The organism is Streptococcus sp. 22.1 (genome assembly GCF_016648645.1).
GTDB lineage: Bacteria > Bacillota > Bacilli > Lactobacillales > Streptococcaceae > Streptococcus.
In genome coordinates, this window is the sequence record NZ_JACLQK010000002.1 from 123,065 (window position 1) to 146,493 (window position 23,429).

The 23,429-nt window shown below is 39.6% G+C and carries 20 protein-coding genes; 3 read left to right on the top strand and 17 right to left on the bottom strand.

Annotation, left to right across the window (positions count from 1 at the left end; genetic code table 11):
• Positions 1-164 precede the first annotated feature (164 nt).
• The 3 genes from pepF to H7U04_RS01430 form a co-directional block, all read right to left on the bottom strand.
• Complete coding sequence (gene pepF, locus H7U04_RS01420; RefSeq protein ID WP_101799650.1) at positions 165-1,970, bottom strand: oligoendopeptidase F; 1,806 nt, start codon at positions 1,968-1,970, stop codon at positions 165-167.
• Between the two features lie 10 nt (positions 1,971-1,980).
• Positions 1,981-2,940, bottom strand: coding sequence for a competence protein CoiA (locus tag H7U04_RS01425; RefSeq protein ID WP_201059248.1), 960 nt, complete (start codon positions 2,938-2,940; stop codon positions 1,981-1,983).
• Between the two features lie 1,299 nt (positions 2,941-4,239).
• Positions 4,240-6,177 (bottom strand): GbpC/Spa domain-containing protein, encoded by a 1,938-nt coding sequence (locus H7U04_RS01430; RefSeq protein ID WP_110981062.1) that lies wholly within the window; start codon positions 6,175-6,177, stop codon positions 4,240-4,242.
• Between the two features lie 410 nt (positions 6,178-6,587).
• Between H7U04_RS01430 and H7U04_RS01435 the strand changes: the two genes are divergently transcribed.
• The 3 genes from H7U04_RS01435 (at position 6,588) to H7U04_RS01445 (ending at position 9,320) form a co-directional block, all read left to right on the top strand.
• A complete protein-coding gene (locus H7U04_RS01435; protein WP_048790168.1) occupies positions 6,588-7,328 on the top strand; it encodes a CPBP family intramembrane glutamic endopeptidase in 741 nt (246 codons plus the stop codon).
• Positions 7,329-7,567: 239 nt separating this feature from the next.
• Positions 7,568-8,464 (top strand): LysR family transcriptional regulator, encoded by an 897-nt coding sequence (locus H7U04_RS01440; protein WP_002885507.1) that lies wholly within the window; start codon positions 7,568-7,570, stop codon positions 8,462-8,464.
• Positions 8,465-8,474: 10 nt separating this feature from the next.
• Entirely contained in the window at positions 8,475-9,320 is an 846-nt protein-coding gene (locus H7U04_RS01445; RefSeq protein WP_084869777.1) for an aldo/keto reductase, read from the top strand.
• 204 nt (positions 9,321-9,524) lie between these two features.
• On the opposite strand, the gene metG is transcribed toward H7U04_RS01445, so the two are convergent.
• The 14 genes from metG to H7U04_RS01515 form a co-directional block, all read right to left on the bottom strand.
• Entirely contained in the window at positions 9,525-11,528 is a 2,004-nt protein-coding gene (gene metG, locus H7U04_RS01450) for a methionine--tRNA ligase (RefSeq protein ID WP_110981063.1), read from the bottom strand.
• A 109-nt stretch (positions 11,529-11,637) separates the two neighbouring features.
• The gene (locus H7U04_RS01455) at positions 11,638-12,516 is read right to left on the bottom strand and encodes a hypothetical protein (protein ID WP_002885540.1); all 879 of its coding nucleotides are present in this window, start codon (positions 12,514-12,516) and stop codon (positions 11,638-11,640) included.
• A 130-nt stretch (positions 12,517-12,646) separates the two neighbouring features.
• Entirely contained in the window at positions 12,647-13,735 is a 1,089-nt protein-coding gene (locus H7U04_RS01460; RefSeq protein ID WP_002885565.1) for a hypothetical protein, read from the bottom strand.
• A 152-nt stretch (positions 13,736-13,887) separates the two neighbouring features.
• Positions 13,888-14,586, bottom strand: coding sequence for a hypothetical protein (locus H7U04_RS01465; protein WP_080611226.1), 699 nt, complete (start codon positions 14,584-14,586; stop codon positions 13,888-13,890).
• A 126-nt stretch (positions 14,587-14,712) separates the two neighbouring features.
• On the bottom strand, positions 14,713-15,774 hold the full coding sequence (locus H7U04_RS01470; RefSeq protein ID WP_080610282.1) for a PhoH family protein: 1,062 nt from the start codon (positions 15,772-15,774) through the stop codon (positions 14,713-14,715).
• Positions 15,775-15,853: 79 nt separating this feature from the next.
• Positions 15,854-17,119 (bottom strand): LysM peptidoglycan-binding domain-containing protein, encoded by a 1,266-nt coding sequence (locus H7U04_RS01475; RefSeq protein ID WP_110981064.1) that lies wholly within the window; start codon positions 17,117-17,119, stop codon positions 15,854-15,856.
• A 238-nt stretch (positions 17,120-17,357) separates the two neighbouring features.
• Positions 17,358-17,573 (bottom strand): YozE family protein, encoded by a 216-nt coding sequence (locus H7U04_RS01480; protein ID WP_002885591.1) that lies wholly within the window; start codon positions 17,571-17,573, stop codon positions 17,358-17,360.
• An 8-nt stretch (positions 17,574-17,581) separates the two neighbouring features.
• A complete protein-coding gene (cvfB, locus tag H7U04_RS01485) occupies positions 17,582-18,439 on the bottom strand; it encodes an RNA-binding virulence regulatory protein CvfB (RefSeq protein WP_080610280.1) in 858 nt (285 codons plus the stop codon).
• Positions 18,440-18,529: 90 nt separating this feature from the next.
• Positions 18,530-19,087, bottom strand: a complete 558-nt coding sequence (gene frr / locus H7U04_RS01490) for a ribosome recycling factor (RefSeq protein ID WP_002885567.1) — start codon at positions 19,085-19,087, stop codon at positions 18,530-18,532.
• 14 nt (positions 19,088-19,101) lie between these two features.
• Entirely contained in the window at positions 19,102-19,839 is a 738-nt protein-coding gene (pyrH, locus tag H7U04_RS01495) for a UMP kinase (RefSeq protein ID WP_002885551.1), read from the bottom strand.
• A gap of 236 nt (positions 19,840-20,075) precedes the next feature.
• A complete protein-coding gene (locus tag H7U04_RS01500) occupies positions 20,076-21,299 on the bottom strand; it encodes a sensor histidine kinase (RefSeq protein ID WP_110981065.1) in 1,224 nt (407 codons plus the stop codon).
• 13 nt (positions 21,300-21,312) lie between these two features.
• The gene (locus H7U04_RS01505) at positions 21,313-21,990 is read right to left on the bottom strand and encodes a response regulator transcription factor (RefSeq protein ID WP_110981066.1); all 678 of its coding nucleotides are present in this window, start codon (positions 21,988-21,990) and stop codon (positions 21,313-21,315) included.
• A 1-nt stretch (position 21,991) separates the two neighbouring features.
• Entirely contained in the window at positions 21,992-22,615 is a 624-nt protein-coding gene (locus tag H7U04_RS01510; RefSeq protein ID WP_110981067.1) for a GTP pyrophosphokinase family protein, read from the bottom strand.
• 148 nt (positions 22,616-22,763) lie between these two features.
• Positions 22,764-23,387, bottom strand: coding sequence for a GNAT family N-acetyltransferase (locus H7U04_RS01515; protein ID WP_110981068.1), 624 nt, complete (start codon positions 23,385-23,387; stop codon positions 22,764-22,766).
• Between the last annotated feature and the right edge of the window lie 42 nt (positions 23,388-23,429).

A 23,429-nucleotide genomic window follows, 5' to 3' on the forward strand; every position in this document is an offset into this window, starting at 1 on the left:
AGGTTTTTAGTCTATCATGAATATAAACAAGGAGCTATAAATATGCTCATTAGTCATTTTCCGTAGCAATTAGGACTTGCATGCTATAAACGTTCGTTTTTTTAGATGTAAAAAGAACCACTCTTATTCAGAATGATTCTTTCATATAGTATAGTAACTTCTTTTTAAGAAAGGTGAACACCTTTTTCAACCAAGGCTTCCAATTCAACGAGACGGTCTTCAAAAACTTTGAAGGCAGCATCCAAGTAGTCGGTATTGGTCATATCAACACCAGCTTTCTTGATAACTTCCAAAGGATAATCTGAGCTTCCCGCCTTAAGGTAAGTAAGGTAAGCTTCTTTATCCTCCTTAGTACCGTGAACAATTTTTTCAGCCAAGTAGCTTGCTGCTGCAAACCCTGTAGCGTATTGGTAGACATAGTAATTCATGTAGAAATGCGGAATACGTTCCCACTCAAACTGAATTTCGTAGTTATCTTCAGCTTTAAGGTTATAGTATTTCTCATTGAGGTCTGCGTAAAGTTTATTCATGAAGTCGGCTGTCAAGATTTGACCAGATGCATCTGCTTCATGGATAGCATGCTCAAACTCAGCAAATTGGGTTTGACGGAAGACAGTTCCCTTGAAACCATCCAAATAGTGGTTAAGAATAGCAAAACGTGTCTTGTCATCTTTAACCTCTTTAAGAAGCGTTTCTGTCAAGATATTTTCATTAGTTGTAGACGCAATTTCCGCCAAGAAGATTGGGTAATCTCCATAAACATATGGTTGTGTCTGACGTGTGAACGTTGAATGCAAGCTGTGGCCAGTCTCGTGAACCAAGGTAAAGAGATTGTCCAGAGTATCTTGCCAGTTCAAAAGCATGAAAGCATTTGTATCATAGGCACCACCTGAGTAGGCACCTGAGCGTTTTCCTTTGTTAGGGTGAACGTCAATCCAACGTTCCGTAAAGGCTGCATGAACCCCTTTACTATACTCTTCACCAAAGATTGCCAAGACTTCTTCTGCTTTCTTGAGGGATTCTTCATAAGTAAGAGCAGTTTCAGTCTCAGAAAGTGGTGTGTAGACGTCATACATCTTAAGCTCGTCAAGCCCCAAGACCTTCTTACGCAAATCAAGGTAACGGTGCAAAAGTGGCAAATGCTTATTCACTGATTCCAAGAGTGAGTCATAAACACTCTCTGGAATAAAATTGGCCGCAAGTGCTGCATGACGTGCCGAATTATAGTGACGAACTTTGGCTTGGTAATTGTGAACCTTAACAACGCCTTGAAGTGTTTGTGCATAGGTATGTTGGAACTGCTCGTAAGTACCGTACATCGCTTCATAAGCACCCTTACGAATATCACGGTCCTTAGCTTCCATGAGGGTGATAAAGTTACCATGTGTCAACTCAACCACATCCCCTTGGCCATCTGATACCCATGGGAAGAGGATATCAGCATTATCCAAGACATTAAAGGTATCCGTTGGACCGTTGAAAATATCACCGGCTGCTGCCAAGAGCTCTTCCGCTTCTTGAGAAAGAACGTGGTCCTTGTTTGCCAAGAGGCGTTCGAAATAGTGGTCATAAAGTCCAAGCCCTGGTTCCTCTGTTTTGAAGGCTGTTAACTTTTCAGCATCCAAGGCCATAAATTCAGGCTCAAAGTAAGCAAAGGCTTCACTCAACTGTGAATAAAGGTTTGAGGCCTTTGCTTGGTACTCTTGATACAGACCTACTGTTGTGTCTTGGTCATTTTTCATTGACGCATAGACATAGATTTTCTCCAAGCGACGCATAAGGCTCATATAAAGTTCTGTTGCCTCAAGCAAGTTCTTAGCAGAATCCAAGAGATGACCTGCATAAGCACTAGCCTTCTTCAAATCCTGAACAGTGCTTTCATATTCGGTTTCCCAATCTGCATCTGTCGCGAAAATGGTCGTCAAATCCCATGTGTATTTTTCTTCTAAATGAGTACGATTGTCTGACATAATATTCTCCTTAATTGTGTCTATTCTTTTCTATTTTAGCATAAAAGGTGGGAGGGTAGAGAGTTTGTCGATAAGAAAAATGCCTTTTTCGATAATATTTCTTAAAAAGCTTTTCAAAACCTTCAAGTGACTGTCTAATTTGTACAAAACCCTGCCTAGATTCAGGAAATCTTACTTGTGGGAAAAAATCCTGATCAGACAGGCATAATAAATTCATTCCCTTAAGATAGGCTTCCTCCTGTCTTCTCATCCACCTTGGATTTTTCCCCATTAATTCTCGTTGAATTACATGTGAGACTTTCTTTCGCTGAGTCACTTGATAGGTCTCAACCTTTTCTGCTTGATAAGGATAACGTAGAACTGTCATCAGATTTTCGGTTAAAGGCCAGGTCTTAGTTAAGTAATAGACTTTCCCAAAAATATCCTCATAGATGAGATACTTAAGTCTAATTTCCTCTTTCTTCCAATCAAGCTCCCATAGATGAAATCCTATCTTAGCCGTAAAATAGAAAAAGTCCCGCTGTAAGTCTGTTAAACGCCGTCCCAACCATAGGTCTTCCCCCAAAAACCAACGCACTTCATAACCTGCTTGCTGATAGGCGCGTGTCCTCTCTCTCAAACGTTGCTGAGATAACCGAGAACACTGAACTTCTAGAGCCAGGGAATCGCCAACAAATAAATCTGCAATTTGCCCCATCTCAGACAAAACCTTTTCAATACTTACTTTTTCACCATGATTAACCAAAGATTTATACAAAGCTGCCTTAAGGGATAAATGTTGGGCCGATTCATTCTCCGAGAAGAACTGACAATCTTGCAAAGACTTATGAGCAAAATGTGGACACATTACCTGGCCATGTTTCAGAAGGACAACTCCCTGGCAACCAGGACAGCTATAGGATTCCTTACGTTGCAAACTGGTTTCTAGAGCTGAAACGAGCTTCCCCTCCTGATTTTTTGCAATTAACATGACTCTCTCCTTTGTGCACTCTCTTACTTATTCGTAAAAGAATTCACAAAATAAAAAAACATCTAGATTACTCTAGATGCGTCCCCCATTCAAACTGAAACTTGCTCCCTGCTGTATGGAAACTTAGGTTTATAGGTGTATTGCTTACCTTGGGATACAAGTGCCGCTCAGTCCATTTGATCTCTTTTCAACAATCTCAATTCTTCAAGGAAAATCCCCCAATTTTCCTAGGAATCAGGATTTTGAAAACAGTTTCTATCCCACATAACCATTAAAAATAGCTAATGTAGCATAGACAGATGCTCTCACAAACATCTGGTCAAATTCCGTCACTGAAGCATCATCCCAATATGCTTATCACCCTTTTGTTCCGCAATCCCAATAAAAGCTTAATCCTTGAGTTGATAATGAGATAAAACAATTTTTAGACTTTTACAAGTTAAAGTCTTTATTTACTAACATTGAACCACCATTTCCCTAGGTGCAGTTCAATACCAACAAACGCAAAACCGTGTTGGTCCAAAATGGTTTCTAGTTAAGAGTATCTTGTGATTGATAGTCAGTCAATCTGAAGAACTTTCCCTCTAGCTTCTTTACGCAGAACGTCGCACTGCTTACAAGATACTATTTTCTAGAAGAGTATTGGCTAAAAATGCCACTCTCAAAACATACCACCTATCAGTCATTAGGTTTAGTCCACCTTCTGATAGGTATATTAGCAGTTACTGCTTTATTTTCTTTCCCTCTTCGCTTTTGACGATTAGTCTCTACCGATTCTGCTGTTTTTGAATCTGTCGTTTGCTCTACACGGATTAAAAATACCGCTAGCTCCCGCTACGATGATGCTGATGTTTTAAATCGATTAATCTAATTTTTTGCTGTTTAAATCTTCTCTTTTTTAAATCATCACAATGAAACATTGGAATTTGATAACTTAGAATTCCAGATTCCAAGCTAGTCCTTTTTGACTAGGGAGTCACCCTGCCAAAAAACAAACTCTTCCTAACACAATCTATTATACTGTATTATAATTTTTTGTCAATTAATTTATTTCATATTTTTTGAAAATAATATTTACACCCTTATTTTACACATAGTTAACTATAGAGAAAAGCTTATAATATAGGCTTTAGTTGCGATTTTGAAAAAATTAGAAAATGTATATCTATTTTTCTTTTTTCAGTCTAAATCAAGTAATTCCAGTAAATGTCAGAAAATTTCATCTTTATTATTTCTGGTTAACTTGATTTTCCAAACTAAAAAAACTAGGAAATTTTCCTAGCTTTTTTATGTATTATCTTAGTGTTTACGTTTGTAAGTTGAGATACCGAACAAGGCCAAAGCTGATGTCACCATAGCTGCACCTGCTGCTGCAGAAGCTACTGTTGATTTTTCACCAGTAGCTGGAAGAGCTGGAGCTTCTTCTTTTACAGGTACTGATGTTGGTGTTACAGGTTTACCTGGTGTAGGTTCTGTTGGAGTTGTTGGTACTTGAGGTTTTGGTTTCTCAGTTGTTTCTTCAACAGATACAAAGTTTTTGTGGTAAGTAACTTTTGCTGAAACAGTGTTTGGAAGAACTGGTTTGTTTGGTTCTTCTGGCAATTCAGGAACAACTACTGTTGAGTTAGTTGCGAACCAGTAAGCAGTTGGAACGTTAAGGTTATTTACGCTTACGATGAAGTCCATTGGTTCACCCTTGAAGATTGTTGCAGCAGCACCATAGTAGGCATTCTTCGTACGAGGTGTTCCGTCTGGGTTAATCGCATCCCAACCTTCATCTGTAACTTCACCAGTTGTTGGATCCACTGTTGGGTCACTGTTAAAGCGTGAACCGTTAGCCACAAATTCGTTATCGTTTGTTGCATAAGCATAACCATCTTCATGCAAAGTGATAGATGAACCAGGAATTTGAACGTATTCATTACCATTCAAACCAACTTTTTCAATGTGGTTTCCAAGCTCAGTGTTCCAGTGGTTAAGTGAAGAGATACTCAAAACTGATCCGTTCTTAGACAAATCAAGTGGTGTCACTGATGACTCAGAATCAAAGAAGTTCAAGTTCATCTTAACGTGAAGTTTTTTGTTAGTGTCGTCAGTTTGTGAACCAATGAAAAGTGTCTTAGTTGGATCGTGGTACAACTTAACAATGGCTGAACCATCTGTACTTGGTGTTTCTACCAAAGTGTAAGTTGCAACAATTTTCTTAACTGGAGTACCATTGAATGATGTTCCGTTTAGGTTGTTGTATGTTACAGTCAATGTTTGACCTGTAGCCATCTTCAACCATACATCTTCAGTGTATTCACCGTCAGCATTGATAGTGTATTGTGTACCGTTAGCTGCACTAAAGTCACTTGGAATGTAACGAGATGTGTTGAATTGTTCAAGGATTTCATCTACTGAGTGACCTGATTGGATTGTTTTATCCAAGTAGTCAACAGAACCTGCTGAGTTTTCAACAGTCATAGTAGCATCAGATTCTGTTTTATAGATCAAGCCAGTAGCATTTTCAGCCAAGCCTTTTGTCAAAAGACGAGCTGTTGTTCCACCAGTGTACTCTTTGTATGATTTTTCCCAAGCAGCATAAGCAAGAACGTCTTGGTAGTATTTATCCAATTGTGTCTTGTAATCTGCAAGTTTTTGTTTATATTCTGAAACCGCAGTTGTCAAAGCTGTTGTTTGAACTTTGTTGTCATTGTTAGCAGCTTCGACGCTAGTGTGTTTAACACCTGCTTCTTCTGTAGCTGTGAATCCCCCTGTTGCAACAACATTTGCTTTAGCAGATGTAAGAGCTGCATCAGCTTCTTCACGAGTCAATTTATTTTCAGAAACAACTGTATTTGAAGCTTCTTGAGCATCTTTAGCTGCTTGTTCTTGGACAGCTTTAACATCAGCAGAATCTTTTGATGCTGCTGCAGTCGTTGTTGCAGCTTCAACAGCGTTATCGAAGTCAGGATTTGAAACTTCAGCAATAGCTTTAGTTGTTGTTTTTACAGTAGTATCTGTTTCAGTAGTAGTTTTTTCTTCTGTTCCAGGTACTGTAGTAACAACTGCTGCATCACCTGTTGTTTTAACAAGGTTAGCACTTGATTCTGCAGCCGTATTTGATACGGTTGCATCAGTATCAGTAGTTGCTGTTACATCTTTAGCTTCATCCGCAGCTGCTACGCTTGTAGCCGCGAGTCCTGCAAGCAATACGCTTGAATACAATGTTGTTTTAAATGGATTGACTTTCATTTACACTTTCTCCTTCTTGGTTAACATTTTATTAACCTATTTTCTTCACCGTTTAATATACTACCGTGATTTTCAAAATTTGGCAATAGCTTTCTGAAAAAAATATTATATATTTGCTACATGTTTTTAAAATTTGACACACTTTTGTTATAATTTAATCATTTCTTTACAATTAATTATAATTCGTAAGGATTTTACAGAGTTTTCACTTATTACTTTCTTACAGCCGTTCATTTTTTTCTCATAATAAACTGTTTCAACGATAGAATAGGCTTTCTATTAGAAGCAGGTCATCAAGAACCGGCCTCTTCATAACTAAAAACACATAAAAAACACCTTCAAGTCCTTGACTTTAGTCGTTTTTCGTCGTATGCTTGAAAAAAATGTTAAGAAAGTTGGGGGACTTTTCAATGACAAAAAAAGAAACTAGGACACTGATCCTTTTTGGGGTTAGTATTATTTTTGCGAACCTTGTACTTCGTTTGCTTCTTAAGCCACTGCCAGAGGAGATAGCCTTTCTCATAAAGACACTAGGCCTAGGGTGTGGCTACTATTTCCTAGTCCATAAGCGACTAGGATTAAAAATAAAATCAACTAAAAAGATCAGTTGGTCTGAAACCTTAAGTGTATGTTGGTTGGTTCTTTTAGCAGATTTCTTCTATCTTTCTGCGGGTGCTTTTGGTATCATTAAGGCACCTCACATGATAGGAACTGCCTTGACTATTGCCTTAGGGGCTGGTTTTTTCGAGGAATATGTTTCTCGCGGACTCTTCCTTAAAATCGCCTTCCAAGATGGTGTTAAATCTTCAAAACAGGTTTTAGGTGTCGTTCTCCTATCTGCCTTATCCTTTGGGTTGGCTCATCTTGTAAATCTCACTCATCAACCCTTGAATGCTACTCTGTTTCAGGTTTATTATGCGACAGCTATAGGTATATTCTATGCGGCTATTTACTTACGTACTGGTAGCCTGTGGTGGACTATTATTCTGCACTTTTTGATTGATTTTGCCAGTGTCCTTATCTCGCAATCAACACAGGCTGCACCAGCTACAAGTATTTGGCATTTCATTTTATGGCTACCTTTAATTGCCCTAGGACTCTTTCTTATTCGTCCTAAAAAATTGAAAGCCATTAGATATCTTAATGACTAATATTTCAAACTGCATCCCATAAGTTAGATTTTCAGTGTCTAACCTGTGGATGCAGTTTTTTCATTTATCAGAACTGCTTTCTTACGACTTATCTCAATTTCCATAATTACTCCTAAAACGATTTAATCATAGAAATTTCATATCAGGTCTTCATCTATTCCTATCAGAATTTTGCTGATTTTAGACTTCTCATTTTGTTATAATATGACCTACAATCATATTTTTCAAAGGGGATGCTTATGAATTTTCAACAATGTCGCTATGTTCAGACTATCGCTGAAACAGGGTCTTTTAGTAAGGCTGCTAAAAAACTCTTTTTGACTCAGCCTAATCTCTCAGCATCCATCCGTGACTTAGAGGAAGAACTTGGTGTCCAACTCTTTGAACGTTCCAATACAGGAGCTAAACTAACTGATGACGGTCATGATTTTCTCAAATACGCCAAACGTATTCTTGGAGAGTTAGATCTCCTAGAAGGACGTTACCGTAAATCATTCAAGAAATCATTCACTGTTGCCAGTCACCACTACGATTTCTTATCACTTCCAATGGCTCACATTGCCCAACGTTTTCGTAGTGATTATCAAGAATTTCAACTGATTGAAACAACGACTAGGAAGATTCTCAAAAGCGTTGAGAGCTTCGAAAGTGACCTGGGGATTATTTATCTAGATGAAGACAATGACCATATCCTTGAACGCAGTTTCCAACACATGGATCTGACTTTCACCCCACTTGGAGAGTTTGAAACTAAGATTTTCTTAGGTCGCCAACATCCCCTAGCTCACAAAAAATCCCTCAATCTCAAAGATTTAGAGGGATACCCACAGGTCCGCTTTCGTCAAGAAAGCTCTGGAATCCATTTTGACGAAGATCCTCTCGAGGTTCTGCCTGACCAACAAGTAATTTACAGTAATGACCGAGGCAGTGTTATGAATCTGCTCTGTGCCTCAGATAGTTACGCTTCTGGTCTCGGTATTGTTAATAGTTTCATTAAGGACCAAATTGTTTTACTTCCACTAAAGAACAGTCCAAAGCACACCTTGGGTTTTGTGACCAATAATAAACAGAAACAATCCGCAATTATTCAAGCATTTATCGAGGAAATTCAGGATAGCTTACTACCCCACCACTAAGGAGAAGAAAATGGAATTTCAAACACTTAATAATGGCATCAAAATACCCGTACTTGGTTTTGGTGTCTGGCAAATTTTCGATCAAAAAGAATGTCAAAAAGCCGTTGAAGACGCTCTTTCTGTAGGCTATCGATTGATTGATACTGCTAGCCTTTATCGAAATGAGGAAGCCGTGGGACGTGCCATTAAGGCATCTGGTATCCCTCGCGAGGATATTTTCCTGACTAGTAAGGCCTGGATTAGCCAGCTTGGCTACGAAGATACCAAATTAGCCCTAAAAGAAACACTTCGCAAACTAGATACTGACTATCTTGATTTATATTTGATTCATCAACCTTTTGGCGACTTACATGGTGCCTGGCGTGCTATGATTGAGCTTAAGCATGAAGAACTTATTAGAGCCATTGGTGTTTCTAACTTCTCAACAGGGCGTTTGGCGGATTTTGCCTTGCAAACACCGGTCATTCCAGCAGTCAATCAAATCGAGTTGCATCCCTATAAACAACACAAACTGATCCAGAAAGCCGATAAGGAATTTGGTACCCTAACGCAAGCCTGGGCTCCTTTTCATAGAGGAGAGGATGGTATTTTTCAGGACCCAACTCTAACTGCTATTGCTGAAAAACATGGCAAGACAGTTGCCCAGGTCATTCTCAGATGGCAAACCCAACAAGGGATTTTGACCATTCCTAAAAGTACCCATATCGAACGGATGAAGGAAAACTTTAATAGCTTCGACTTTCACCTTGACCAAGCAGACCTTGACGCTATCAGTAAACTAGACCGATACCCAAATGCTTATGGACCTGATGAAAGTGTGGAACGCATTAAACATTTATTGAAATATAGTGTATAAAAAAAACGAGTTCGACTGAACTCGTTTTCTTATACAACAAGTCCTCTTAAGACTTTCCTTAAGAGTAGATGATTTCCGGTTTTAAGGAAGCAAAACTTTCGATCACTCAACAAAGATCTGTTTCAAGCGCTTTACTCACAACTGAAGATTAGTAAAAAACAGTTTCCCAATTCAAAAAATTGAAAAACTATTTTTTATGATATTTTACCCAATCACACTTCCGTTTGGAACCGATGGATCTACTGTCAAGACAGTGAGTTTTCCGTCATGTTCTGCGGAAAGAATCATACCTTGGCTGACATATTTTTTCATCATCTTACGTGGTTTGAGATTAGCCACGACTTGAAGTTTCTTGCCGACCAACTCTTGTTCGTTTGGATAGAATTTAGCGATACCTGAGAGAATTTGACGATCTTCACCGTCACCAGCGTCAAGACGGAAGCGAAGCAATTTGTCTGAACCTTCGACTTTTTCTACTTCTTTAACTTCAGCGACACGGATTTCAACCTTGTCAAAGTCATCAAATTTGATTTGGTCTTTTTCAGACTTAAGTTCAACCTCTTCTGGGTTCCATTCCTTCTCTTGAGGTTTGCCTGCGTTCATTTGAGATTGGATGTAGGCAATCTCTTCATCCATGTCCAGACGTGGAAAGATTGGAGTTCCTTTTGAAACGACTGTCACATTCTCTGGGAAGCCTGAAAGTTCAAGATTTTCAAGGTCAAATGTTACTGGCAAACCAAGTTGTTCCATGATGGCATTTGAAGTTGTCATCATAAATGGTTGGATGAGGTGGGCTACCACACGAAGACTAGCTGCCAAGTGAGCCATGACCGCTGCCAATTGTTCCTTGTCACCATCTTCTTTTGCAAGGACCCATGGAGCTGTTTCATCAATATACTTATTGGTACGTGAAATGATATTCCAAACGGCGTCCAAGGCACGTGGGAAATCTACAGCGTTCATTTGTTTGTGGAACTCTTCGATATTTTCAGCCACAACCTTAGCCAAATCAGCATCAAAGTCTGTAACGTTCTCAACATAGGCAGGCACTTGACCACCGAAATACTTGTTAATCATGGCAACTGTACGGTTGAGGAGGTTTCCAAGGTCGTTAGCCAATTCGTAGTTAATACGAGCCACGTAGTCTTCTGGTGTGAAGGTGCCATCTGAACCGACTGGAAGACTACGCATGAGGTAGTAACGGAGTGGATCAAGACCAAAACGCTCTACCAACATTTCTGGATAAATCACGTTTCCTTTAGACTTAGACATCTTACCATCTTTCATGACGAACCAACCGTGGGCAACAAGACGTGTAGGCAATGGCAAATCAAGAGCCATAAGGATGATTGGCCAGTAGATTGAGTGGAAACGAAGGATATCCTTACCAATCATGTGGATGATTTCGTGGTTTTCATCATTTTGCCAGAATAAATCAAAGTTACCATGCTCATCCTGACCATAACCAAGGGCAGTGATATAGTTGATAAGAGCATCAATCCACACATAAACCACGTGTTTTGGATCTGATGGTACTTTTACTCCCCAGGTAAAGGTTGTACGTGACACAGCCAAGTCTTCCAAGCCTGGCTCGATGAAGTTTTTAAGCATTTCATTCATACGACCATCAGGTTGGATAAATTCTGGATGTTCTTTAAAGAAGGCAGTCAAACGGTCTGCGTAGTTACTAAGTTTAAAGAAATATGATTCTTCAGAAACAAGCTCTACTTCATGTCCTGATGGAGCTACCCCGCCAATGACATTACCTTCTTCATCACGGTAAACTTCTGCCAACTGACTTTCAGTGAAAAATTCTTCATCTGAAACTGAATACCATCCTGAGTATTCACCAAGGTAGATATCTCCTTGTTCCAAGAGACGCTCGAAAACTTGAGCAACAACTTTTTCATGGTAATCATCAGTCGTACGGATGAATTTATCGTATGAGATATCCAAAAGTTGCCAGAGGTCCTTAACACCAACAGCCATACCGTCCACATACTCTTGTGGTGTGATTCCTGCTTCTTCAGCCTTTTGTTGAATCTTTTGGCCGTGTTCATCAAGCCCAGTAAGGTAGAAGACATCATAGTTCATCATACGTTTGTAACGTGCCAAGACGTCACAAGCAATAGTTGTATAAGCAGAACCAATATGCAATTTACCAGATGGGTAGTAGATAGGTGTTGTGATGTAGAATGTTTTTGTCATTTTAATTTCCTTTCATATGTTAACAAATGGGCTAACACTGATGATATAACATCTTATTATAGCACGTTTTGGACACTAAAAAAACCAGCTAAGCTGGTTTTAAACATTACTAGTTTTGAAAGAGCTTTTTATCCGCTCTAACATCACGTTCATAGTCATAATCTAATTTCTTCACGTCATCCTCTGATAGGCGTTTGAAACTTCTTTCTTCTGTAAGTTTGCCTTTCTTATTATAAGTAGTGACAATCAATTTATTACCCTTAACCTTGTATCGAACGGTTTCTTCAAGAGATTCTTTGTAGGATTTAACGTAAATCTTTTTACTTTCATCGTTATCAGCCTGAGTTCGATATTCACTTATTTTGTATTGATTATCTACTGCCTGGTCAATGACTTTCGAATATTCAGATAGTGACATGTTTGGTTTAAGCGTTCTAGACCAAGCATCTGGACGGTATGCTTCGTCAGTATCATAGTCTGTAAAGTCAACCAGATTGTTCCCGCCAGCTAAGGTATAAAAATAAAATTTAACATTGTTACCTTTGACTTTAACAAAATCATGAGCCTCTAGGCCACTTTCCTTGAAAGATTCCATACCATCAACCATTTTCTTCTTATCTTTATGGTAAAAGCGATAAGTTTCAAGTAGATAGGTTCCTTCAGGTATTTTACCGCTTTGCAGGTGCATAAATGCATAGCCACCAAATGAAAGTGCCACTAGGACAATCGCCCCCACTACAGAAGCAATAATAATTTTAGCTTTCTTAGACAAGCCTGTCTTAGCAGGAGCAACTTGTGAAACGGCTTGTGTCACTTGGTCACTCAACTGAGCTTGCTGTGGATTAACACCCTCGTCCTTAGCCTCTTGAGAAATAAATTCCCCATTAGCTTTTGCTTGTTGGATTTCTTCCTCTGTCGGCTTACGATTATTGATTGTTTCGAAATAATCTAACCACTCTTTTTCGTTCATAAAAGTCCCCTTTTTCATTGATACTTCCATTCTAACAGAAAAAAGACTCCAAGGCTATTTGATTATTTCCATATAAAGAAAAGCGATACCAGAATGGAGTTTTGGCTCTCCTTCTCGTACCACTTTACTCATTTACATCATTGGGTGATTAGATTTTATCACTAGATTTTTTACTACTTTTACTATCGTCAGAGCCTGATTTAGAACCACTACCATAGTCATCGCTATTACCATAGCCATAGTCATTACCATAACCATAGCCATAATTGTAGCCATAACCATAATCATAGTAATCCTTGAAGTCATCATATTGATCACTATAAGTCTTCAAATCTTTCTTATAATCTTTGATGGCATCCTTATAGTCATCCCAGCGCTCCTCAGCGTCTCCCTTACTCATACGTTTATAAGTAATACGTGACTGAAGCTTCCCTTTTTTATCATAAGTAGTCAGAGTGTATTCATCGCCATGCTTGACATAGGTACGTTTTTCCTTCAAGGTATCTTTATATTCTCTTGTTGTTTTTTTAACGACTTTGTCAGCTTCCTCTTTGGTATAAAACGAATAGTCTTTTCTCATCTTTTTCATGAAGTCTTTTGTGACATCTTCGACTTGATCCGCATCTAAAACTTGACTCTCTGTTCTATTCCACGGATCAAATACCTGAGGAACATCTGTCTCATAGTCCATCAAACTAACATATGATTTATTGTCACTCTCTACTAAATTGTAGGTTCTAGATTGATTATTCTTTACAACTACAAAAGACTGCAAGTCCAAACCTTCGTCCTTGTATTCATCTATGCCATCAACCATTTTATCTTTGTCTTCATCATAACGAGAGAAAGAAACTACTTCATAGGTTCCATCTACAATTTTTCCTGACTGATAACGCCATAATGAATAGCCACCAACAGAAAGTAAAATCACTGCCACAGCACCCAAGACTGACGCCAAAATAATCTTAGTTTTCTTAGACATACCTTTTTTAGCAGGTACGACTTGTTGGAAGGTTGCTGTTGTTTGTGCAAACTGAGGCTGCTGTGTCATCGTTATCACAGGTTCAGCTGGCTTAATCGGTCTTTGCTCCGTCGCCTGTCCATTTGAGCCAAAGACGTTAGGGTTAGGTCGTTCAAGGATAAACTCGCCTGCTGCTTGAGCTTGAGCTAACTCTGCGGGAGTTGGTTTGCGACCGTTGACTAATTCAAAGTACTCAATCCACTCTTGCTGGTTCATAATAATCTCCTTTTTTATTGGTCTACCGTTCTATTGTACCAAAATAAATGGTGAAATAGTATTTGACAATTATCATAAAGACTGTAAGGTTTTTTAATAAAACATTAGGCTATGATTCTTGATAGTAAAGAGGCGCTTGCACGATAAGTGGATCAGCGCCAGATGAGATAATCCCCATCATGCCTTGAATAATTATAATACTTCAAGGCATACTCATAATCCCTATCATAACCACTTTTGACCCCTTTGGCTTCCTCTGAGCTCAATCGTTTAAAAGTTCTACGCGACTCAATATGTCCATCATTAGTATAAACAGTCAGAACGAGACCATTAGGGCGCTTTTCATAAGTTCTTTTTTGCTTCAACATTTTTTTATAATCATCTACACACCTTTGGACAGATACTTCCTTTACGTTTGAGTACTCCTCTCCCTTTTTAGAAATCTTATCAATATGAGAAATCACTAGAGCTTTATATTCAGAAACTGTTAAATCCTGTTTCAAAGTCCCTGTACGTGGGTCAAAAGTCTGTGGGAGCTTTTCATCGTGCTCAAATGGTGAGACAAAAGATTCCCCATCTCCCACAAAAACATAATAAAATTGAGATTTCATATTCTCAACAACTATAAAATCCTCATATAAGCTATCATTATTCTCTCCCCGCTCAGTCCTATTTATCAATTCATTGGAATATGCCGATTTATCCTCGTATTTTATCATCTGATAGGTACCATCTGGAATATAGTTCTCTTGATACTTCCAAAATCTTCCCTCTCCTATGGCTATCAAGACTGTCGCAACAAGTCCAAGCAATACAATGATAGCAATCTTCCATTTTTTTGCCTTAATCATACCTCTCCCCTTCATATTAGCCTACTCTTTAATACTATTTTACCAAAAATAGAGAGGAAATCTGTGACTTGACTACCAAAGAAAAAGAGGTTGAGAACTCATACTCTCAAACCTCTTTTCAGCTATTTACTTTTTAAGATCCTCAGCACCAATGACTGGGTATTCGGTCAATCCTGATACTACTTCTTTAGCCTGGTCTGATTCTTCTGATTTTTTCTCAAGATCAAACTTAGGTGCATCTTTTTCATAAGCATTAATGATATCAGCTACTACTGGGTGACGTACGACATCACTAGCAGAGAAGTGAACAAAATCAATAGCCTTGATTCCCTTTAATTTCTCCATGGCATCAATCAGGCCTGATTTAACACGACGTGGCAAGTCAATCTGACTCATGTCCCCATTGACAATCATCTTAGAATTAAAACCAAGACGAGTCAAGAACATTTTCATTTGCATGATGGTTGTATTTTGTGCTTCATCAAGGATAACAAAGGCATCCTCTAGGGTACGACCACGCATATAAGCGAGGGGGGCAATCTCAATAATTTCACGTTCCATAAGTCGGGTCGTCTGCTCCTTGCCGAGAATTTGATAAAGGGCATCATAAACAGGCCGAAGGTAAGGATCCACCTTTTCCTTGAGATCACCAGGCAAGAAACCAAGGCTCTCACCCGCCTCAACTGCTGGACGTGTCAAAACTATACGTTTAACTTGACCACGTTTAAGAGCTGTAACCGCAAGGGTAACCGCCAAAAAAGTCTTCCCTGTACCAGCTGGACCAATCCCAAAGACCACATCATGGTTTTTAATGCTATCAACATAAACCTTTTGCCCCAAGGTCTTCACTCGGATTGGTTTGCCACTATGGTCTTTAATAATTTCTTCTTCGTAAAGGGCAACAAATTTGTCAATCGAACCATCTTGAGCCATGGTTAAGGCTGCAACAACATCTGAGGTGTTGACTAACATTCCACGCTCCACCAAAACAAGGAGGGCTTGAATGGTCAAACGAGCCAATTCAACACTTTCCTCGTCATCTCCAAGGATCTGCACACGCTCTGTTCGAGCATGAATGATAACATTTAGGTTTTCTTCAATAAGTTTTAGATGGCGCTCATTGGTCCCAAAAAGTGACAAGACATCATCTGGGTGATTTAGGGTAATTTCAACAGAATACTCTTGCAAATAGAGTTCCTCTTTCTTTCGTCTTTTTCTCCATTATATCAAAAAAATCACGCCAGGCGTGACTTTTTATTATTCTGACTTATTCATTAAATGACACGTGAACATGGTCATAGTGGTTTTCAGTAACGCTACCACGGTCTGGCATTTGGTTCCATGTGTTAGCTGGTCCGTAGATATTATCTACTGGTGCGTAGAATTGTTGTCTGTAGATGACATATGAAATACCTGCATTTGAGATATTGTCTACAGCATATTGAGCGACTTGATTACCAACTTCTGAACCAACTGGTACCATAACGTCAACGGCAAGTCCTTTACCATGGTCTTGTGGGTCACCTTCACGGTAACCACCGATGTCAGTAAGACCGAATTGTGCTGCTACATCTTGACGGAAAGCTTCAGCTTGTGGTTGAAGGTGTGGATCCGTTGGAAGTGTATTTGTTGATGCGGGTTGTGCTGCTGGTGCCTCTGAAGCCGCTGGTGCCTCTGATGCCACTTCTGATGTTGCTGCTGGTTCTACCGCTGGCTGTTCTGCTGGTGCTTCTGAAGCAGCTGGTGCCTCTGAAGCAGCTTCTGATGTTGCTGCTGGTTGCTCTGCTGGTGCTTCTGAAGTCGCTGGTGCTTCTGAAGACGCTTCTGATGTTGCTGCTGGTTCTGCCGCTGGAGCTTCTTCTTTTACTTCAGGTTGTGCTGGTGTTTCAGCAGCTGGAGTAGTTTCTGCTTCAGGTGTAGCCTCTGCTGACGCAGTGACATGATCAATAGCATCAGCAACTGGTTGTTCAGTTTCTGCGTATGCTGGTGCTTCTGATGCTGAAGCGATAGCTTCTGTTACTTCTGAAACAGCTTGAGTTGATTCTTCTGTAGCAGGTGCTTGAGTAGCTGTTGTGCTTACTGTTTCAACTGGAGCTGTCAAGTCCGCTGCAACTACAGATTGACCATTGACAGTCACTTCGTTAGTTGTCAAATTAGCTTCTGCAACTACAGGTGTAGTTGATGTTTCTGAAGCTGGAGCTTCAACTTTAACAGAGACAGCTTGATTATCAGCATTGTAAGTTGCTGTCAAGACTGTTCCAGGGTAAATCAAATCAATGTTTGTGATTTGATTGATGTTAGCCAAAACATTCACATCGATACCCATTGCTTCAGCGATACTTCCCAAAGTATCACCGTATTGAACTGTATAAGTTTGTTGGTTGTCACTTACAGCGATGTCTGCTTTGATTTGATCTACTGAACGAGCTGCCCAGTTTGAAGTTTCATCGGCATGTACGTGACTTGCAGCAAAAAGTGAAAGTGCTGCGGTCGAGTAAAGAAGTGCCTTTGTTGTTTTAGATTTTGATAACATGTATAATTCATTCCTTTTTTAACAATTTTAACATCTACAATGATACCACACTTTTTGTCAAAAAAGGGGTGATTTACTGCACTTTAAAGCAATTACTAACTAGTTGTAACAAGCCTAATTTATTGAAAAACAGCTGAGATATTTGTAAAAAATTGTAACAATTCATCTAGCTCAAATGGTAACTGCTTTTAAAAGAAAATGCTAAGAGTCTTTTTGCTTATCCTAGACTTAGTCGCTATTAATGAGCAAGATAGTCTTCCCAAATCTGATCAAACTGACCAAGATTAAATGAGAAACTAGCTTGATCTTCCAGGTAGCGACTGACTTCTTCGAAGTCATCTGTATGTTTAGGAAAGGTTGAATCTTCAAAAGCCAAGTCAGCCAAGATTGCTACTGGTTCATTTGATTTGGGATTACGCTGGGCCATGAGCCAAGTATAAAAGGATTTTCTCATACCTTCTCCTAACCGATTAATTCAGTTCCAAACTGATCTTGTTTGATTTTTTTTGCCTTCATCAGACCACCTAAAGCTTTCTTAAATTGTCCCTTAGAAATGCCGAAGGTTGCCTTGATATCCGCTGGTGATGACTTGTCATTAAGTGTCATAAAGCCACCATTGCTCTCTAAATAGGTCAAAATCATCTGTGAATCATTTCCGAGCATTTCAAAAGAACGTGGTTTAAGAGAAAGATTGAGGGTACGGTCAACTTCTCTGAACCCAATCACACGCGCTTCAAGGACCTGACCTAAGCGTGGCTCCGCATAACGTTCTGATGGATGGATGAAACCAAGCATGTTATTCTCTGGTAGATAAACAAAGGTTCCTGAGAGTTTGAGACGGTAGGCAATGGCTGGCCATTTTTGGTTTTGCATATTATCGTAAGCAGGACCAGCCATACGTTGGAAGACCTCAGGTTCGGCAGGAAGTCCCCAAATACGATCCTTTTTATCAACATCGAGTTTGATATAGAGTTTGTCACCTTTCTTAGGCCAAAGCTCTTTGAGTTCAGGTAAAACATCTAAAGAGACTACGATTTCCTTATCTGGAATTCCTACGTCTACAAAAACACCCAAATCCTTGCGGACTTCAGTAACTTCTCCCCAATCATAGGAATCACGAGTGGCTTTGATTTCTTTTTGCGTTAGACGTGATTTTTGCTTGCTGTCTGTGTAGGCGAAACCTGTCACCATGTCACCAATAGCGTGCTCCCCTTCTTCTTTAGACAAGGCAAAAGTTACACCGTCCTTTTGAACAAAGTAAAATTTGTCATTTTCATCAGCTACTAGTGCAGTAATGATTGTTCCAAGTAATGTATTCATCTTTTTTCCTCTAAAAAGAGAGTCGGACAAGGAAGCTAACATAGTCCATGCTCTTTTGCTTCTGTCCCACTCTCCTTATTTTTCTATTGATTAAACAGTAAGGAGTTCTTTTTCCTTTTCTGCTGTCATGCTGTCAATCTTCTTAACAGCATCATCAGTTGCTTTTTGGATATCCTTTTCCAAAGCTTTCAATTGATCTTCTGTGATTTCTTTGTCTTTTTCTTGCTTCTTAGCTTCATCCATAGCATCACGGCGGATGTTACGGATAGCAATTTTAGCATTTTCGCCGACTTTTTTCACTTCTTTAGCCAACTCTTTACGTGTTTCTTCTGTAAGTGCTGGGATAACCAAGCGTACAACAGAACCGTCGTTAGCTGGGTTAATACCAAGGTCAGATTCGTTGATAGCACGTTCGATATCAGCAATTGAGCCTTTATCAAATGGTGAAATCAAAAGGACACGTGCTTCAGGAACGGTGATTGAAGCCAATTGGTTAAGTGGTGTTGGAGCACCATAGTATTCTACAGTGATGCGGTCAAGAAGTGATGCATTGGCACGACCTGCACGGATAGATCCAAATTCACGGGCCAATGACTCATGTGAGTGGGCGAAACGTTCTTTTGCTTTTTCAATAATTGCGTTTGTCATAAATTCTCTCTTTCTTATTTGTGTGATTCTGCTTTGTTAGATACAGTTGTTCCAATTTGTTCACCAAAGATAACACGTTTGATGTTTCCTGGTTCGTTCATATTGAAGACAACAAGGTCAATGTCATTATCCATTGAAAGGGTAGAAGCTGTGGCATCCATGATTTTCAAACCACGTTTAATAACTTCCACGTGTGTCAACTCGTCAAACTTAACGGCATCAGCGTTTTTACGAGGGTCGTCATTGTAGACACCATCAACACCGTTTTTAGCCATAAGAATAGCATCAGCTTCAATCTCAGCTGCACGAAGAGCCGCTGTTGTATCTGTTGAGAAGTACGGTGAACCAATACCTGCTGCAAAGATAACAATACGACCTTTTTCAAGGTGACGAAGGGCACGACCACGAATATAAGGCTCTGCCACAGATTTCATATCAATCGCTGTCTGAACACGTGTATCAACACCGAGTTGTTTCAAACTATCTGCCATAACAAGGGCATTCATAGTTGTTCCAAGCATACCAGTATAGTCTGCTTGAACACGATCCATTCCTGCTTCAGCTGCAGGTTCCCCACGCCAAAGGTTACCACCACCGATAACTAGAGCAATTTGAATACCTGAATCCGCTACCTCAGCAATTTCTTTAGCCATAGCTTGGACAGTTGGAAGATCAATCCCAACACCTCGTTCACCAGCTAGAGCTTCACCTGAAAGCTTAATGAGGACACGTTTGTATTTTGGTTCTGCCATGATTTCTCCCTATTAACTATTTTGTTTTATGATTTAATTCTTAGCTGAGATTCATCTTTCCTAAGTCGTCAATTACCATCCTTTTAAGGTGGTTAAGGGGCTTATTCAAGCAACTCCTTTTTATGATTAGGATAGGAAAATGTTCTCTTTTTTTGCAAAGAAAACACTAAATCTTCATCCTTACTATTTTATCATAAATTAGGGTTTTCACCTAGTCAAATATTTAAAAAATATCCTTACAAGATAACTGTAAAGGTGATGGTGTCATTTTTATAAGAGGCAAAGATACGCCCCTTAAATAATTTGACCATACTTTGAGCCATGGAAAGGCCAATGCCAAAACCTTTGTGTTCTTTGTTATTATGGGATTCTTCAATACGATAAAAACGCTCAAAAAACTTGCTATAGTCAACAGCCTTACCTTCTTTATAGGTGTTTGACACTTCTAAACGAGCCCGTTTTCGCGTTCTTCCAATCTGACGAAGTCTTACCGTAACTGTCCCTTCTGGATCACAATACTTGTTAGCATTATCCACAAGGAGAGTTACAAGTTCAAAGAGAGACTTCTCCTCAGCCTTTACATGGATATCTGGGGCGATATCCATAACGAAGGATTTGCCATCTCGGACGACAGGTCCCTTAAAGTCCTCGGCTGCATCCTCTGTAATATAGGAAAAATCCACATCTTGAAGAACAATGTCCGGCTGCTCTTCCAGACGAGATAGAGCCACAAGAGAATTGATTAGATTGGTCAAACGTGCCACCTGGTCATTAGTTGACTTGGTCCATTCATTCTCCCCTGTCATGAGTTCCTGTAACTCCGTATTAGCAGAAATAATAGCTAATGGGGTTTTCAATTCATGACCAGCATTGGTGATAAAACGTCGTTGCTTTTCGTAGTTTCGAATGAAGGGACGAATGACGATTCCTGATAAGGCACTGACAATGACGACAAAAAAGATAAACCCAAACAGTGATAAGAGGATAGAAAGACTGAGCAGGGCTTGGGAAGAATTGTAATAAGAGGTCGTGTCCAGGAAGACCACCAGAATCTTATCTTTGCTGACTTTGCTAACCTGATAACTCAGATTGATATTTTTATCTCTAATTGTTCCAAGAGTATTCGTCATACGGCTAGCTGCAAGTGCATAGCTAACAGCTTCTTCATCATCTATTAAAGAAGTATGGCTGGTATCCTGACTGACCACTTTATCACCAGATAAGGTCACACTGAAAAAACGAAAACTATCCGATGGAATTTCATGCCCTTGATTGGTCTCAATTTTTTTAGTTTTTCCGAAACTACCATTATTTTCTGTAAGCGTGTTGAGAACCTTACTAATTTCCTGTTCTGTTTGAAAGGACCTCACAGTATTGATGATTCCCACTGTAAAAACCAAGATAAAGAGAATAGCCAAGGAAGCAATCGTAATAAATTGAAGTCGTAAACGTCTAAACATGAACTACTCCTCTCTAATTGGCAAAAAGGCAAAAGTCACCACCCTTTTCACCAAGAATGCTGATATCAGCCTGGATGGCTTGCAATTTCTGACGCAAATAGGAAATATAGACCCAGACAATCGATTCGTCCACATCTTCCTCATCATCCCAGATGGTCTTAAAAAGGTGCTCAGTCGTTAATTTCTTGGCAGGATTGAGCATGAAGTGAGCCATTAACTTGGTCTCTCTGCTCGAAAGTCTAATGGCGTTACCAGCTACCAACTCCTGTTCCTCCTGATCCAAACGTACAGAACCAAGTGTCAAAATTTTGGCAGTGAAGCTCTCACTCACACGACGCTCTAATGAGCGCAGACGTGCCAAAAGCTCCTTAAGGGAAATAGGCTTGGTCAAGTAATCGTCTGCCCCAGCATCAAGCCCGGTCACGCGATCATCAATTTCAGCCATAGCTGTCAACATAATGACATGCGTCCTGTTCCCAGAGGAGCGAATCTCTTCCAGGGCCTCAATACCTGTTTTGATAGGCATCATAATATCCATAATCATTACTTGATAGGCATTCTGTGCAGCTAAATCAACAGCCTCTTGCCCATTAAATGCTTGATCTACCTCATAACCTTGATGCTCTAGGGCTGCCTTATAAACTCGAGAAAGAGCCTCTTCATCCTCAGCTAGTAGAATTTTCAAAGCCATTCTAGTCCCCTCCTTCTTGAATTAAGTTACGGATGGTCTGCATGGTCAAATCACATGAAGCTAATTCATCCGCACAACGCTTAAGCTCACGGGTAATCATTTCTGGATTCTTGATGTCATGCTTGTACTTCATCTGATGCTCCAAACTGGCCCACGAATCCTGAGCGATGGTCCGAAGCTGAACCTCAACAAAATAGGTCCCTCTCTCATTTCCTAGCACATCTGGAAACTCGGTTTCGATTTCCAAAATGAGGTGGTAAGAACGATAGCCATTGGGCTTAGCATTTAAAATGTAATCTTTCTCGTTATAAATAGAAACGCCAGGGATATCCTTGATAACATCAATAGTTTTGTAAATATCATCGACAAAACCACAAATAATTCGAATCCCAATACTGTCACGAATTTCCTTGAGAGCAGATTGGCTGGTTTCAGGCAAATTTTTCCTACGACACTTTTCACGCATAGAATCGCTTTCTTTGATTCGTGAAATAAAATGTTCATAGAGTTTAAAGCCTGTTTCTTTTTTGCTAGTTATATTAGCCGCAATAATCGGGTCTGTTATTTCTTGTAAAATCTTGGGGAGATACTGAGCATATTCCCCATAAATACTTGGAGTTGACATATAAACCTCCTCTAATAGCGTTTCCTAATTATAGCATAGTTAGGCTTAAAAATAAGGAATGAGCCAGACAAGAAGGACTCTAAAGCTAAGAAAAAAATCCAGCCGAAGCCAGATTTATTTTGCTTATCTAAGTTTAATTAACGCAAGGCTATGCATCAAGTGATTTAACAAAAGGCCAGTTGCCTAGTTTGTGTGTTTCATAGGTCAAGACCTTATAACCACATTGCTTGTAGCCATTTTTCTCGTAGAAAGGTACATTGTAATCACGATTGGTAATCAAACCAAGACTGCGACCGCCTGTACTACGTACAAAAGGTTCAACCCCTTCAAGCAAGAAACGACTCCCTATCCCTTTTCTTTGATAATCTGGAGTCACCGCCAACATCATCAAGTACCAGTCGTATTCTGCAGAATCTTCCAGATGTCTTTCGGACTCTTCAACAAAGTTAAAATACTTGAACAACTTGGTGATGCTTATAAAACGGAAAAGCTTGGTCGCCCCATTTTGAAGATAATTAAGCATAGAAATCGTCTGATGCTGTAAAATAGCTGCCGCAACAATGCGACCGTCCTTTTCAGCCACCAAACATGAGTCCCGTTTAATCGCCAAACGCACCAATATTTCCTGCAAGGCTAAGACAAATTCCTTATACTGTTCAGGCTTCTTTAAATTACTGGCAATCATTGAAAGATAGGGGTAATCTTCAAAGGCATCGGCACATACTTGTGCAACTTCCTGAACTTCGTCTAGTCTTGCTTTGCGATATTGCATCATAATCTCCTAATCTGTCTGTTTTTTTCAGTATAACACAAA

What these genes read in the sequence shown, in the direction of transcription:
- pepF (WP_101799650.1), bottom strand. Translation starts at nt 1,970, where the DNA reads ATGTCAGACAATCGTACTCATTTAGAAGAAAAATACACATGGGATTTG.
- H7U04_RS01425 (WP_201059248.1), bottom strand. Translation starts at nt 2,940, where the DNA reads ATGTTAATTGCAAAAAATCAGGAGGGGAAGCTCGTTTCAGCTCTAGAA.
- H7U04_RS01430 (WP_110981062.1), bottom strand. Translation starts at nt 6,177, where the DNA reads ATGAAAGTCAATCCATTTAAAACAACATTGTATTCAAGCGTATTGCTT.
- H7U04_RS01435 (WP_048790168.1), top strand. Translation starts at nt 6,588, where the DNA reads ATGACAAAAAAAGAAACTAGGACACTGATCCTTTTTGGGGTTAGTATT.
- H7U04_RS01440 (WP_002885507.1), top strand. Translation starts at nt 7,568, where the DNA reads ATGAATTTTCAACAATGTCGCTATGTTCAGACTATCGCTGAAACAGGG.
- H7U04_RS01445 (WP_084869777.1), top strand. Translation starts at nt 8,475, where the DNA reads ATGGAATTTCAAACACTTAATAATGGCATCAAAATACCCGTACTTGGT.
- metG (WP_110981063.1), bottom strand. Translation starts at nt 11,528, where the DNA reads ATGACAAAAACATTCTACATCACAACACCTATCTACTACCCATCTGGT.
- H7U04_RS01455 (WP_002885540.1), bottom strand. Translation starts at nt 12,516, where the DNA reads ATGAAAAAGGGGACTTTTATGAACGAAAAAGAGTGGTTAGATTATTTC.
- H7U04_RS01460 (WP_002885565.1), bottom strand. Translation starts at nt 13,735, where the DNA reads ATGAACCAGCAAGAGTGGATTGAGTACTTTGAATTAGTCAACGGTCGC.
- H7U04_RS01465 (WP_080611226.1), bottom strand. Translation starts at nt 14,586, where the DNA reads ATGATTAAGGCAAAAAAATGGAAGATTGCTATCATTGTATTGCTTGGA.
- H7U04_RS01475 (WP_110981064.1), bottom strand. Translation starts at nt 17,119, where the DNA reads ATGTTATCAAAATCTAAAACAACAAAGGCACTTCTTTACTCGACCGCA.
- H7U04_RS01480 (WP_002885591.1), bottom strand. Translation starts at nt 17,573, where the DNA reads ATGAGAAAATCCTTTTATACTTGGCTCATGGCCCAGCGTAATCCCAAA.
- cvfB (WP_080610280.1), bottom strand. Translation starts at nt 18,439, where the DNA reads ATGAATACATTACTTGGAACAATCATTACTGCACTAGTAGCTGATGAA.
- frr (WP_002885567.1), bottom strand. Translation starts at nt 19,087, where the DNA reads ATGACAAACGCAATTATTGAAAAAGCAAAAGAACGTTTCGCCCACTCA.
- pyrH (WP_002885551.1), bottom strand. Translation starts at nt 19,839, where the DNA reads ATGGCAGAACCAAAATACAAACGTGTCCTCATTAAGCTTTCAGGTGAA.
- H7U04_RS01500 (WP_110981065.1), bottom strand. Translation starts at nt 21,299, where the DNA reads ATGTTTAGACGTTTACGACTTCAATTTATTACGATTGCTTCCTTGGCT.
- H7U04_RS01505 (WP_110981066.1), bottom strand. Translation starts at nt 21,990, where the DNA reads ATGGCTTTGAAAATTCTACTAGCTGAGGATGAAGAGGCTCTTTCTCGA.
- H7U04_RS01510 (WP_110981067.1), bottom strand. Translation starts at nt 22,615, where the DNA reads ATGTCAACTCCAAGTATTTATGGGGAATATGCTCAGTATCTCCCCAAG.
- H7U04_RS01515 (WP_110981068.1), bottom strand. Translation starts at nt 23,387, where the DNA reads ATGCAATATCGCAAAGCAAGACTAGACGAAGTTCAGGAAGTTGCACAA.